The following is a 13,280-nucleotide window of genomic DNA, read 5'->3' on the forward strand; positions in this document are numbered from 1 at the left end:
CTGTCGCGTGATCCAAGGCCCCGGTCGCCCTCAGGCGGTCGGGGTTTTCAGCATGTCATCGGGTGTCAGGCGGAAGGCGCGGCCGAAACCGCCATTCAGCAGCCCGGATTCCGGCACCAGCCGCCAGAAGCGGAAATCGGGCAGGTCGATATAGACCTTGGCCTTGGGGTCATGAGCCAACCAGCCGTCGCGCAGAGCGGGCGTGGTTTCGATCTGCTCGGCGCGGGCTAGGATCGACAGCCGGGCATGGGTCATCGCGTCGCCCTTGACGGCCTCATCGTCCAGCACCAATAGGCCAGCGCGGGTATCGGCCAGCAAAGCCCGCGTATGCGCGGCAAGGCCCGAAAGCAGCGCGACCGGCGCGCCGTTATCATCGGTCTGAACGGCGATGCGGGTGACAAGGGGGATGCCGGTCTCGGGGTCGATGGTCCCAAGGACGGCATGGCGCATTCCGGACAGCAGGCGGCGGGCAAGGGCGCGCGCCTCGTCATCGGTCGGGCGGATGGGTTCCTGTTTCATGGCGGCAAAATGGCGGAAGGGCCGCCGCTGTGCAAGATCTGCGGTGCTTGTGAATAATTTACAAATTGACGCAGGATCTAGTGAATAAATTAACAAAATTTCCTTTGATAAAAAACAGTTTACCGGAATGACGCGCTTGTATTAACCTCGCGGCAGCCTAACGATTACAACCTGCCTGGCGCGAGGGGAGATGCGCGCCCGACAGGCTTCGGTGAAGGAATGGAGGAGGTCCGCAATGTCCGTTGAAAATACAGCCAAACACCCGATTCCATCAGGTTTCGAGGATGCCCTGCTGAAGCCGGCCGATTACCAGCGCCTTTACGCCGAATCGATCTCTGATCCGGAAGGTTTCTGGGGCCGCGAGGGCAAGCGGATCGACTGGATTCACCCCTACAGCATCGTCAAGAACACCGATTTCTCGATGGGCAAGGTCTCGATCAAGTGGTTCGAGGACGGCATTCTGAACGCCTCGGTGAACTGCATCGACCGTCATCTGCCGGCCCGTGCCAGCCAGACCGCCATTATCTTTGAGCCCGACGACCCGGCGACGCCCGCGCGCCACATCACCTATGCCGAGCTGTCGGAAAAGGTGAACCGCTTCGCCAATGTGCTGTTGAGCCAGGGCGTGATGCGCGGCGACCGCGTCGTGATCTACATGCCGATGATCCCCGAGGCCGCCTATGCGATGCTGGCCTGCGCGCGGATCGGCGCGATCCATTCCATCGTTTTCGCGGGCTTCTCGCCTGATGCGCTGGCGAACCGCATCAACGATTGCGGCGCGAAACTGGTCATTACCGCCGATACCGCGCCGCGTGGCGGCCGTCGCACGGCGCTGAAATCGAATACCGATGCGGCGCTGCTGCATTGCTCGGACCGGGTGCGCTGCCTTGTCGTCAAGCATACCGGCGACCAGACCACCTGGATCGACGGCCGCGATGTCGACGTGCTGAAGCTGATGTCCGAGGTCAGCCCCGACTGCCCGCCGCGCCCGATGAATGCCGAGGACCCGCTGTTCATTCTGTACACCTCGGGTTCGACCGGAAAGCCCAAGGGGGTCGTGCATACGACCGGCGGCTACATGGTCTATGCCTCTATGACGCATCAATACGTCTTCGACTACAAGGAAGGCGACATCTTCTGGTGCACCGCGGATGTGGGCTGGGTCACGGGTCACAGCTACATCGTCTATGGCCCGCTGGCCAATGGCGCGACCACGCTGATGTTTGAGGGCGTGCCGAACTTCCCCGATGCCGGGCGTTTCTGGGATGTCTGCGACCGCCACAAGGTCACGCAATTCTATACCGCGCCGACGGCCATCCGTTCGCTGATGGGGCAGGGGCCGGAATGGGTGGACAAGCACGACCTGTCCAGCCTGCGCGTCCTTGGCACCGTGGGTGAGCCGATCAACCCGGAGGCATGGGTCTGGTACGACAAGCATGTCGGCAAGGGCCGCTGCCCGATCGTCGATACCTGGTGGCAGACCGAGACCGGCGGCCACATGATCACCTCGATCCCCGGCGCGATCGAGACCAAGCCGGGCTCGGCGACGCTGCCTTTCTTTGGCGTAAAACCCGAGATTCTGGATGCCGCGTCTGGCGCCATCCAGACCGGCAATGGCGTCGAAGGTGTTCTGGCGATTGCCGACAGCTGGCCGGGCCAGATGCGGACGCTATGGGGCGATCATGAACGCTTCATGGAGGCCTATTTCCAGCAATATCCCGGCTATTACTTCACCGGCGATGGCTGCCGCCGCGATGAGGATGGCTATTACTGGATCACCGGGCGCGTCGATGACGTGATCAACGTTTCCGGCCACCGCATGGGCACGGCCGAGGTCGAATCCGCCCTCGTCGCCCATGAGAAGGTCGCCGAGGCTGCCGTCGTCGGCTATCCGCATCATCTGAAGGGGCAGGGCATCTACGCCTATGTCACGTTGATGAACGGCGTCGATCCCAGCGACGATCTGAAGCGCGAGCTGGAAAGCTGGGTCCGCACCGAAATCGGCCCCATCGCCAAGCCCGACCTGATCCAATGGGCCCCCGGCCTGCCCAAGACCCGTTCGGGCAAGATCATGCGCCGCATCCTGCGCAAGATCGCCGAGAACGACTATGGCAGCCTTGGCGACATCTCGACGCTGGCCGAACCCGCCGTCGTCGACGAACTGATCGAGAACCGGATGAACCGGGCTTGATGACTGCGGCGCAGCGGAGGCCATAACCCGCTGCGCCCCGCCGGTTAACAGACCGGCCGACGCGCCAGAACGGCGCGTCACCACCAGAAGGCCCGGCCCGGATGGGAGGTTTCCGGACAGGGAAATTTGGAAGGCCGCCCGGATAAGGGCGGATTTCAAGCATCGGGGAAGGCTGGACCTTTCGCTGAACCTGCAAACTTGCGTTTGCGGGCGCGGGACCCGGCTTGCCCCGACAACCGCCAGCTTCAAGCTGGCTACAGGGGAGGAGCCTTATGGCATATAACCAGACGGAAGTGGCGGGGACGCGTTCCCGCCCGATGACCGCGGAAGAGAAGAAGGTCATTCTTGCTTCTTCGGCGGGGACCATCTTTGAATGGTATGATTTCTACCTTTACGGTTCGCTCGCGGCGATCATCGGCGCGCAGTTCTTCACCTCGTTCCCGGAAGCCACGCGCAACGTCTTTGCGCTGCTGGCCTTTGCTGCGGGGTTCATCGTTCGCCCCTTCGGTGCGCTGGTCTTTGGCGCGATGGGCGACCTGATCGGGCGGAAATACACCTTCCTTGCCACCATCCTGATCATGGGCTTCTCGACCTTCCTGGTCGGCCTGCTGCCCGGATATAGCAGCTGGGGCGTTGCTGCGCCGATCATCCTGATCGCACTGCGAATGGCTCAGGGTCTGGCGCTTGGCGGTGAATATGGCGGTGCCGCGGTCTATGTGGCCGAACACGCCCCCGCGAACCAACGCGGCTATTTCACCTCGTTCATCCAGACCACGGCCACGCTGGGCCTGCTGCTGTCGCTGATCGTGATCCTGCTGGTGCAGGGCTATGTCAACGGCAACTGGGAACCGACCCCGGTTCTGGACGCGGCGGGTGCTGCGGTGATGAATGCCGATGGCACGCCCAAGATGATCAAGGCCTTTGATCTTTGGGGCTGGCGGATTCCGTTCCTTGGCTCGATCTTCCTGCTGGCGATTTCGCTGTATATCCGCCTGCAGATGAACGAAAGCCCGGCCTTCAAGAAGATGAAGGAAGAGGGTGCCCAGTCGAAAGCCCCGCTGAAAGAGGCCTTCGGTACCTGGAAAAACGGCAAGATCGCCCTGATCGCCCTGCTGGGCCTGACCGCCGGTCAAGCCGTGGTCTGGTATTCGGGTCAGTTCTACGCGCTGTTCTTCATCCAGAACGTGATCAAGGTGGACAGCTTCTCGGCCAACGTCTTTGTGGCCTGGTCGCTGATCCTCGGCACCGGCGGCTTCCTGTTCTTCGGCTCGCTCTCGGACCGGATCGGGCGTAAGCCGATCATTCTGGGCGGCTGCCTTCTAGCCGCGATCACCTACTTCCCGGTCTTCCACGCCCTGACCCAGACTGCCAACCCGGCGCTTTATGCCGCGCAGCAGACCCCGGTCACGGTCACGACCGATCTGTCGACCTGCTCGTTCCAGTTCAACCCGACCGGAACCGCCAAGTTCACCTCGCCCTGCGATATCGCCAAGGCGACGCTGGCGAAGTCCTCGGTGAATTACACGACCGTCGCGGGCACGCCCGCCGCGGGTGCCGAGATCAAAATCGGCGACACGGTGATCCCGTCCTATGACGCAAGCGCGTTGGCCGGCCCGGAACTGGCCGCCGCGAAAACGGCCTTCGAGAAAGCCGTGAATGAGGCACTGAAGGCCGCGGGCTATCCGCTGGTCGCCGATGCCAATACGACCGTCGCCAAGGCCAACAACTTCTTCGACATCTTCACCGCGCAGAAGCTGAAGATCGTGGCGATCCTGACCTATCTGATCATCCTCGTGACGATGGTTTATGGCCCGATTGCGGCCATGCTGGTCGAACTGTTCCCGACCCGCATCCGCTACTCCGGCCTGTCGCTGCCCTACCATATCGGCAACGGCTGGTTCGGGGGCCTGCTTCCCGCGACCGCCTTCGCGATCTCGGCGCAGTCTGGCAACATCTATGCCGGTCTTTGGTACGCGATCGTCGTCGCGGTGATGACCGTGGTGATCGGGACGATCTTCGTGCCGAACAACACGCATAAGAAAGACATCTTCGCGGATTGATCCGTGCATCGTCGGGCCCGGTTCATCCGGGCCCGGCATCCCTGCCCAAAGGTGAGACGATGGCGAATATCCTGATTGTCGAGGACGAGGACAATATCGCCGTCGCGTTGGAATTTTTGCTGGGCCGCGCGGGCCATGCCCATAAGCGGCTGGCCAGCGGTTCGGGCGCGGTCGAGGAAATCCGCCGCAACCGTCCCGACCTTGTCCTGCTGGACATCATGCTGCCCGACATTTCCGGCTATCAGATCGTCGAGGAAGTCCGCGCCGATCCCGGCTTGCGTGACGTGCGCGTGCTGATGATGACGGCGCGCGGCTCGGTGGTCGAGCGCAAGCGCGGGCTGGAACTGGGCGCCGATGGGTTTATCGCCAAGCCGTTCGAGCTGGCCGAGCTGCGGGCCGAGATGGCGCGGCTTCTGGCCTGATCACTGCGCAGATGTGAAAACGCCCCCATCTGGGGGCGTTTCGCATTTCATATCAGGCGCTTTTAGCCAACTCCTCAGGCATCAGCTTGCCGGGGAAGTGGCAGGCGCACAGATGCGCGCCGCCTTCCAGCACGGGCCGCTCGCGGGCACACAATTCCTGCGCGCGGGGGCAGCGGGTGCGGAAAACGCAGCCCGAGGGCGGGTTCATCGGCGAGGGTAGCTCGCCCTTCAGCGGGATCATCCGCTTTTGACGCTCAAGCTGCGGATCAGGGATTGGAACCGCTGACAGCAAAGCCTGCGTATAGGGGTGGCGCGGATCGGCATAAAGCGATTCCGCCTGTGCCAGTTCCATCACCCGGCCCAGATACATGACCAGCACGCGGTCGCTGATATGCTTCACCACCGACAGGTCATGCGCGATGAAGATCAGCGCCAGCCCCAGATCGCGCTGCAATTCGGCCAGCAGGTTGATGACCTGCGCCTGAATCGAAACGTCCAAAGCCGAGACCGGCTCATCGCAGATCACCAGCTTCGGCTGCACGATCAGCGCGCGGGCGATGCCGATACGCTGGCACTGCCCGCCGCTGAACTCATGGGGGTAACGGTTGATCTGGTTCGGCAGCAGGCCGACGCGATCCATCATGTCCTTGACGCGGCGCTTGACCTCATCGCGGCTGAGGCCCTTGTGATGGGTGGTCAGCGGTTCCGCGATGATCTGGCCCACGGTCATGCGCGGGTTCAGGCTCGCCAGCGGGTCCTGGAAGACCATCTGGATCTCGCTGCGGTATTTCAGCATCTTGCGAGGGCTAAGGCCGATCAGGTTGGTGCCGTCCTGCCATGTCGCCTGACCGGTGGCCGGAACCAGCCCGATCAGCGCCCGGGCCAGCGTCGATTTCCCGGAACCGGATTCCCCGACGATGCCCAAGGTCTCGCCCGGCATCAGGTCGAAATCGACCCCACCCACCGCATGCAGATGGCGCGGCGGCGTCCACGGCATCCCGCCCGAGGGCAGCTCAAAGGTCACGCGCAGATCGCGCGCCGAGATCAGGGGCTTAGTGGTCATGGGCGCTCTCCTGCATCTCGTCCAGATCGGCGGCGGCGGGTTCGGGCAGGTCGGGCTGCGGCGCATGGCCCTTGCGGACCACATCCAGCGAGGCATAGCAGGCCCGCTCGCGCCCCGGCGCGAAGGCATCCAGTGGTGGCATCGTCTGACCGCAGACCGGCATGACATAGGCACAACGCGGGGCGAAGGGGCAGCCCGCTGGCGGATGGGTCATGTTGGGCGGGCTGCCGGGAATGGCCGACAGCTGATCGCCCTTCTGGTCCACGCGCGGGATCGCCGCCAGCAACCCTTGGGTATAGGGATGGGCCGGATCGGCAAAGATCGGATCGACCGGAGCGCGCTCCATGATGCGCCCGCCATACATGACCATGACGCGTTCGCAGGAACCGGCGACAACGCCCAGATCATGGGTGATCAGGATCATCGCCATGCCGAACTCGCGTTGCAGATCGGCCATCAGCTCCATGATCTGGGCCTGAACGGTCACGTCCAAAGCGGTCGTCGGCTCATCGGCAATCAGCAGATCGGGGCGGCACAGCAGCGCCATGGCGATAATCACCCGCTGCCGCATCCCGCCCGAAAACTCATGCGGATACAGCCGGATACGGCCCTTGGCATCGGGGATTTTCACCGCGTCCAGCATCCGGGCGGATTCCGCCACGGCCTGCGCCTTGCCCATGCCCTTATGCAGCATCAGGACCTCGGCCATCTGGTCCGAGACCCGCATATAGGGGTTCAGGCTGGTCATCGGGTCCTGGAAGACCATGGCGATACGCTCGGCCCGGATCTTGTTCAGAAGGGGTGCCGGGGCGTTCAGGATCTCGGCCCCGTCGAAACGGACCGAGCCATTGGCCCGGCCATTCCGCGCAAGCAGTCCCATGATCGAGAAGGCCAGCTGCGATTTGCCCGAGCCGGATTCGCCGACGATGCCCAACGTCTCACCACGGGCCACGTCCAGATTGATCCCATTGACCGCCGAGACTTCGCCATCGGTGGTGGCAAAGCGCACGTTCAGGTCGCGGATTTGCAAAAGGCTCATCTCAGCGATCCTTCGGGTCAAGGGCGTCACGCAAGCCGTCGCCGACGAAGAAGAAGGCGAAAAGCGTGATGCAGAAGAAGAACAGCGGGAAGATCAGCTGCCAAAGCGTGCCGTAATTCATCGTGCCCGCACCTTCGGAAATCAGCGCGCCCCAAGAGGTCAGGGGCTCCTGCACGCCAAGACCGAGGAAGCTGATGAAGCTTTCCGAAAGGATCATCAGCGGCACCAGCAGCGTCGCATAGACCGCGACGACGCCCAGAAGGTTCGGGACGATATGGCGGATGATGATCTTCCAGCCCGGGACGCCGGTGGCGCGCGCGGCCTCGATGAATTCTCGGTTCTTGAGGCTAAGGGTTTGACCTCGAACGATTCTGGACATTTCCAGCCATGAGATCAGCCCAATGCCCAGAAACAGCATGGACATCGAGCGGCCAAAGATCACCAGCAGCAGGATCAGCACAAACATATAGGGAATGGCCAGCAGGATATCGACGACGCGCATCATGATCGCATCCGTCCGGCCGCCGACATAACCGGCAGTCGCGCCGTAAAGCGTGCCGACGATCACCGCGATGCCCGCGCCGATCAGCCCGACCATCAGGCTGACCTGCGTGCCCTGCACGGTGCGCGAGAACAGGTCGCGCCCCAGATCGTCGGTTCCGAAATAGTGGCCATTGGCAAAGCTGGGCATGCCCATCGTGGCGGCATTGCCCATGACCTCGAAATCCATTTCCTCGTTGGACCATCCGGCCAGCGAATTGCCGAAGATCGCGAACAGCGCGACAAGGATCAGGATGACAAGGCTGACCATCGCCGCCTTGTTCCTGCGGAAGCGGCGGCGGGCATCGGCCCAGGGGCTGCGGCCCTTGACCTCGGCCTCGGTCATGCGCGCGGCAAGGGATTGCATTTGTTGAGTGTCGATCATGGCTCAGTACCTGATCTTGGGGTCGATCCATGCGTAAAGCACGTCCACCACGAGGCTGAAGAGGATGGTCAGCGCACCGACAAGGATGGTGATCCCCATCATCACCGCATAGTCGCGGTTCAGCGCTGAATCGACGAAGCTGCGCCCGATGCCGCCGGTCGAGAAATACATGTCGACCACGACCGAGCCGGTGATCATCGTCACAAATGCCGGGCCAAGATAGCTGATCACCGGCAGCAGCGCCGGTTTCAGCGCGTGGCGCAGGATGACCTTGCTTTCCGACAGGCCCTTGGCGCGGGCGGTACGGATATGGTTCGACCCCAGCACCTCAAGCATCGATGAGCGCGTGATCCGCGCGATCGAGGCCATGAAGCTGGTCGAAAGCGCCACGACCGGCATGATCCAGTAAATCGGCCCGCCCCAGCCGCCACCGGGCAACCAGCCCAGCCACAGCGTGAAGACCAGCACAAGGATCGGGGCCATGACGAAGTTCGGCAGCACCTGCGCGCCGATCGAGGTGCCGACGGCCAGATAATCGACCCAGCTGTTCTGCCGGATGGCAGCCGAGACGCCCAGTGAAACGCCGACCAGCACTGCCGCGACAAAGGCGATGCCGCCATAGGTCAGCGTGACCGGGAAACCGGCTGCGATGATCTGGTTCACCGTGCGGTCGGGATAGACGAAGCTAGGCCCGAAATCGAAATGCGCGACGATGCCCCAGACGTAATTGATGATCTGGCGCCACAAGGGCTCATCCAGACCGTATTTCGCATTGAGGTTCGCGATGATCTGCGGGGGCAGGGCGCGTTCCTGCGTGAAGGGGCCGCCGGGGGCCGCATGCATCAGCAGGAAGGAAAGGACGATGAGCAATAGCAACGTCGGAATGGCGACAGCGAGCCGCCGAAGGATGAATCCGAACATGTTCAGGTTCCCGCGTAAGGTGCCGGACAGTTTCGGCAGGGCGGCCCCGCAACGGGGGCCGCCGCCAAAAGGTTACTTTTCGATCCGGTAGATGTCTTTGGCGAGCCAGTCGTTCATGACGTTCTCGGTCGGCAGGCCCTTGATCGCGTCGCTGATCATGTCGACCTTGGCGTACTGATAGATCGGGACCAGCGGCATTTCCTCGGCGATGATCTTTTCAGCCGCGGTGTACTGAACATTCGGATCGGCCGAGGTTTTCGACTCGTCCAGCAGCTTGTCGAACTCGGCATTGTTGAACTTACCGTAGTTCATGCCGGTCGAGCGGAAATAATCGAGGAAGGTCGACGCCTCGTTATAGTCCGCGCACCATGCGTAGCGGGCCATTTCGAAATCCTGCGATTGCAGGCGGTCGGTATGGACCTTCCATTCGACGTTGTTCAGCTCGATCTGGACGCCAAGCTGCTTGTAGAACTGCTGGGCTGCCACGGCGATCTTCTTGTGGTTTTCGTCGGTATTGTATTGCAGCGTCAGCTTCAGCGGCTTGTCGGGGCCGTAGCCAGCCTCGGCCAGCAGGGCCTTGGCTTTTTCCATGCGCTCTGCCTGGGTCCATGCGGCATAGTCGATTTCCGGCATCTGGAAGCCTTCGATCGCCCAATGGGTCCAGTTGTAGGACGGTTTCTGGCCACCTTGCAGGATCTTGTCGACGACCACGTCGCGCTGCATCGCATAGGACAGCGCCTTGCGGACGCGGACATCCTTCAGCGCTTCGGGGCCCTTGTCAGACAGGTTGAACAGATAGCCATACGAGCAGGAATAGGGAATCGAGATCGCCTGATCGGGGAATTCCTTTTCCAGGCTCGGATACTGGCCGGCCGGGATCTGCACGCGATCAAGCTCGCCGGCCTTGTAGCGGGTCAGGGCGACGTTGTTGTCGTTCACCGTCAGGCCCTTGATGTGCTCCATGACGACATTCGCCGCGTCCCAGTAGTTCGGGTTCTTGTCCATGCTGATCTGGACGCCCAGATCGTGGCTGGTCAGGGTGAAGGCACCGTTGCCGACCAGCTTGCCAGCTTGGGTCCAGTTGTCGCCCTCGGCCTCGACGACCTTCTGCGGCACCGGGAAGGTCGAGCTATGCGTGACCATTTTCGGGAAATAGGGGGTCGGCGCGGTCAGTTTGACTTCCAGCGTGTGGTCGTCGATGGCCTTGATGCCCAGTTCTTCGGGCTTCTTCTCGCCCTTGACCACGGCAGGTGCGTTTTCGACGTTCATCAGCTCCATGAACCACGCATATTCCGAGGCGGTAGCCGGATCGGCCAGACGACGCCAGCTGTAGACGAAGTCATTCGCGGTGACCGGATCGCCATTCGACCATTTTGCCTCGGGGCGCAGGTGGAAGGTATAGGTCAGCTTGTCGTCGGACAGATCGAACTTGGTCGCGACGCCCGGAATCGGGGCGCCCTTGGCGTCCTCGTTCAACAGGCCTTCGAACAGCTGGCGGATCACGTCCGAGCCTTCGACATCCGAGTTCTTGTGCGGGTCGGTGGTCTTGATCGCGTCGAGCAGCCAGAAAGTGTAGGTCTGGTTGGCGGCAAGCTTTTCGCCGGGGGCGGGCGTGACGGCCAGCGCGGGCACAGCCAGACCCAGTGTCAGGGCCGTGGTCAGAAGCAGACGATTCATGGATTTCACCTCTCTGAGTATGTTCTTGGCGCGTATGTCGGGGTCCTCCACCCGCGCGCGAATGCGTAATCTGTTGCGCGAAATCTGTCTGACAGCAAGCAGGATTTCGGACTTTTGTCGCAGCCACGGCTGTGCATGATACAAGGCATGGAAACTGCCCAACACATCATCATGGTCACCGGAGGCGCCCGTTCGGGAAAGTCTGCGCTGGCGGAATCAATGGCTTCGCGCTTTTCGGGGCCGCGCGTCTACATCGCCACGGCCGAGGCCTGGGATGACGAAATGACGCAGCGTATCCGGCTGCATCAAGACCGTCGGGGCGAGGGTTGGCAGACGATCGAGGAACCGGTAGACCTGCCCGGTGCCCTTCAACGCAGCGATGACGGGCAGACGGTGCGACTGGTCGATTGCCTGACCTTGTGGCTGTCGAATCTGTTGGCGGCGGGCGATCCCGCCCCGCATATTCGTGCCCTTGGCGATGTGTTGCGCAAACAGCGGGGCCCGGTAGTTCTGGTCACGAACGAGCTGGGGCTGGGCATCGTTCCCGACAATGCGCTTGCGCGCCGCTTCCGGGACGAGCATGGCTGGATGAACCAGGCGGTTGCGGGAATTGCCGACGAGGTCTGGATCTCGGTCAGCGGTCTTCCCCTGCAACTGAAACCGCAAAGAGGGACGCCTTGAAACCATTCGATGAATTGGCCGCTGCGGCCGCCCGCTCGCGTCAGGCCGAGCTGACCAAGCCCCCCGGATCGCTGGGGCGGCTGGAGGAACTGGCCGTGTTCATGGCGGGCTGGCAGGGCGCCGAACGCCCCAGGATCGAGCGCGCGCAGGCGCTGGTCTTTGCCGGAAACCACGGCGTGACCGCGCAGGGGGTGAACCCGTTCCCGGTCGAGGTTACCGCCCAGATGGTCGCGAATTTTCAGGCAGGTGGGGCTGCGATCAACCAGCTATGCCGTCTGGCCGGGGCCGAACTGACGGTGATCCCGCTGGATCTGGATCAGCCCACGCAGGATTTCACCCAAGGCATGGCGATGGAGGTTGCCGATCTGGTGACCGCGATCCAGATCGGCAAGAACGCCGTCGACACCGAGGCGGACGTGATCTTGCTGGGCGAAATGGGCATCGGCAACTCTACCGTCGCCGCAGCCCTTGCCGCCGCGACCTTCGGCGGCAGGGCCGAGGATTGGGTCGGGCCGGGCACCGGCGCAGATGATGATATCATGGCCAACAAGATCCGCGCGGTGAATGCCGGGCTGGATCGTCACAAGGGCGCGGCCACGGCGGCCTCGATCCTTGGCTCCTATGGCGGGCGTGAGCAGGCGGCGATCTGTGGCGCGGTGATCCGGGCGCGGGAACTGGGCATCCCGGTGATCCTTGACGGCTTCATCTGCTCGGCTGCGGCGGGCACTCTGCTGGTCAATGATCCGCAGGCGCTGGACCATTGCCTGATCGGCCATGAAAGCGCCGAGCCGGGCCATCGCCGCCTGATCGCCGTGATGAAGAAAAAGCCGGTGGTCATGCTGGACATGCGGCTGGGCGAGGGCTCGGGCGCGGCAGTGGCGCTGCTGATCTTGCGCGCGGCGCTGGAATGCCACAACGGCATGGCGACCTTTGCCGAGGCAGGCATTGGCTAGGCTTTGGCCTCAGGCGGTAACTGCGCTGGTCTGGCTGACGCGGTTGCCGCTGGGTCGGTTCCTGCCGCAACCACCCGTGCCCTTGTCGCAGGCGGCATGGGCATTTCCCGTGGCCGGGCTGGCGATCGGCACGGCTGCTGCGGCGGTCCTGTTGCTGGCCGATGCCCTTGGCCTGTCCGCCGCCATCGCCGCGATCCTGGCCATCGGCGTGCAGGTCTGGCTGACTGGCGGCCTGCATGAGGACGGGTTGGCCGATTACGCCGATGGCTGTGGTGGCGCGACCCGCGCCCGCAGCCTTGAAATCATGCGCGATTCCCGCATCGGCAGCTATGGCGTGCTGGCGCTGCTGCTGGTTCTGGGGCTGCGCGCGGCTTGCCTGACACAACTGACGGGACTAACGCCCATTCTTGCGGCAATTGCCCTGATCGGGGCGGCGATGCTGTCGCGCGCGGGCATGAGCGTGGCCTTGGCGATGATGCCGCCCGCCCGCGAGGACGGTCTGGGTCGCGCGGCGGGCAGGCCGTCGGGCAAGGCTGCGGTATCCGCCGTAGCTTTATCGTTCATACCATTATTTATATTTACTATTTCCGGAATCATTCCGTTTGCGGCCGCCGTTTCCCCCCCACTTGCCTGCCTTGGCGCTCAGGCGCTGCTGGCCCGTCAGGCCCATCGCAGGCTGGGCGGACAGACCGGCGACGTGCTGGGTGCGTTGCAACAGACGGGCGAGCTTGCCACGCTTCTGGCCCTGCTGGTTGCTGCATTGCCGCACGCTGCTTGACCGGCTTTTGGCGTTCCTTCATACGAAAATAGAAGACCGGTTAGACCGGCG

At 62.9% G+C, this 13,280-nt stretch carries 12 protein-coding genes; 6 read left to right on the forward strand and 6 right to left on the reverse strand.

Annotated elements, in window-relative coordinates:
- Positions 1-30 precede the first annotated feature (30 nt).
- Positions 31-519 carry a HugZ family protein gene (locus IB235_RS13680; RefSeq protein ID WP_192337202.1) on the reverse strand — a complete coding sequence of 163 codons (489 nt, stop codon included), beginning with the start codon at positions 517-519 and terminating at the stop codon, positions 31-33.
- Between the two features lie 235 nt (positions 520-754).
- Here IB235_RS13680 and acs point away from each other — a divergent pair, with 235 nt between their 5' ends.
- The 3 genes from acs (at position 755) to IB235_RS13695 (ending at position 5,192) form a co-directional block, all read left to right on the forward strand.
- Positions 755-2,710 carry an acetate--CoA ligase gene (gene acs, locus IB235_RS13685; protein ID WP_155039906.1) on the forward strand — a complete coding sequence of 652 codons (1,956 nt, stop codon included), beginning with the start codon at positions 755-757 and terminating at the stop codon, positions 2,708-2,710.
- 272 nt (positions 2,711-2,982) lie between these two features.
- Entirely contained in the window at positions 2,983-4,770 is a 1,788-nt protein-coding gene (locus IB235_RS13690) for an MFS transporter (RefSeq protein ID WP_211595045.1), read from the forward strand.
- Positions 4,771-4,829: 59 nt separating this feature from the next.
- Positions 4,830-5,192, forward strand: coding sequence for a response regulator transcription factor (locus IB235_RS13695; RefSeq protein ID WP_155039905.1), 363 nt, complete (start codon positions 4,830-4,832; stop codon positions 5,190-5,192).
- A 52-nt stretch (positions 5,193-5,244) separates the two neighbouring features.
- Here IB235_RS13695 and IB235_RS13700 read toward each other — a convergent pair whose 3' ends face one another.
- From IB235_RS13700 to IB235_RS13720, 5 genes are all read right to left on the reverse strand, one after another.
- A complete protein-coding gene (locus IB235_RS13700; RefSeq protein ID WP_192337203.1) occupies positions 5,245-6,255 on the reverse strand; it encodes an oligopeptide/dipeptide ABC transporter ATP-binding protein in 1,011 nt (336 codons plus the stop codon).
- A complete protein-coding gene (locus tag IB235_RS13705) occupies positions 6,245-7,294 on the reverse strand; it encodes an oligopeptide/dipeptide ABC transporter ATP-binding protein (RefSeq protein WP_192337204.1) in 1,050 nt (349 codons plus the stop codon). The genes IB235_RS13700 and IB235_RS13705 overlap by 11 nt, the downstream gene beginning before the upstream one ends.
- 1 nt (position 7,295) lies before the next feature.
- Positions 7,296-8,219, reverse strand: coding sequence for an ABC transporter permease subunit (locus IB235_RS13710; RefSeq protein ID WP_192337205.1), 924 nt, complete (start codon positions 8,217-8,219; stop codon positions 7,296-7,298).
- Between the two features lie 3 nt (positions 8,220-8,222).
- Complete coding sequence (gene oppB / locus IB235_RS13715) at positions 8,223-9,140, reverse strand: oligopeptide ABC transporter permease OppB (protein ID WP_155039901.1); 918 nt, start codon at positions 9,138-9,140, stop codon at positions 8,223-8,225.
- 72 nt (positions 9,141-9,212) lie between these two features.
- Positions 9,213-10,817: a peptide ABC transporter substrate-binding protein gene (locus IB235_RS13720; RefSeq protein ID WP_192337206.1), complete on the reverse strand. Its 1,605-nt coding sequence runs from the start codon at positions 10,815-10,817 to the stop codon at positions 9,213-9,215.
- A 147-nt stretch (positions 10,818-10,964) separates the two neighbouring features.
- Between IB235_RS13720 and cobU the strand changes: the two genes are divergently transcribed.
- From cobU to cobS, 3 genes are read left to right on the forward strand one after another with little or no spacing between them, the layout of a single operon-like run.
- Positions 10,965-11,498 (forward strand): bifunctional adenosylcobinamide kinase/adenosylcobinamide-phosphate guanylyltransferase, encoded by a 534-nt coding sequence (gene cobU, locus IB235_RS13725; RefSeq protein WP_225612316.1) that lies wholly within the window; start codon positions 10,965-10,967, stop codon positions 11,496-11,498.
- Positions 11,495-12,451, forward strand: coding sequence for a nicotinate-nucleotide--dimethylbenzimidazole phosphoribosyltransferase (cobT, locus tag IB235_RS13730; RefSeq protein WP_192337207.1), 957 nt, complete (start codon positions 11,495-11,497; stop codon positions 12,449-12,451). Before cobU ends, cobT begins: the two co-directional genes overlap by 4 nt.
- The gene (gene cobS / locus IB235_RS13735) at positions 12,444-13,229 is read left to right on the forward strand and encodes an adenosylcobinamide-GDP ribazoletransferase (protein WP_192337208.1); all 786 of its coding nucleotides are present in this window, start codon (positions 12,444-12,446) and stop codon (positions 13,227-13,229) included. The genes cobT and cobS overlap by 8 nt, the downstream gene beginning before the upstream one ends.
- Positions 13,230-13,280: the final 51 nt, after the last annotated feature.

Source organism: Paracoccus sp. PAR01, assembly GCF_014851995.1.
Taxonomy (GTDB): Bacteria; Pseudomonadota; Alphaproteobacteria; order Rhodobacterales; family Rhodobacteraceae; genus Paracoccus; species Paracoccus litorisediminis.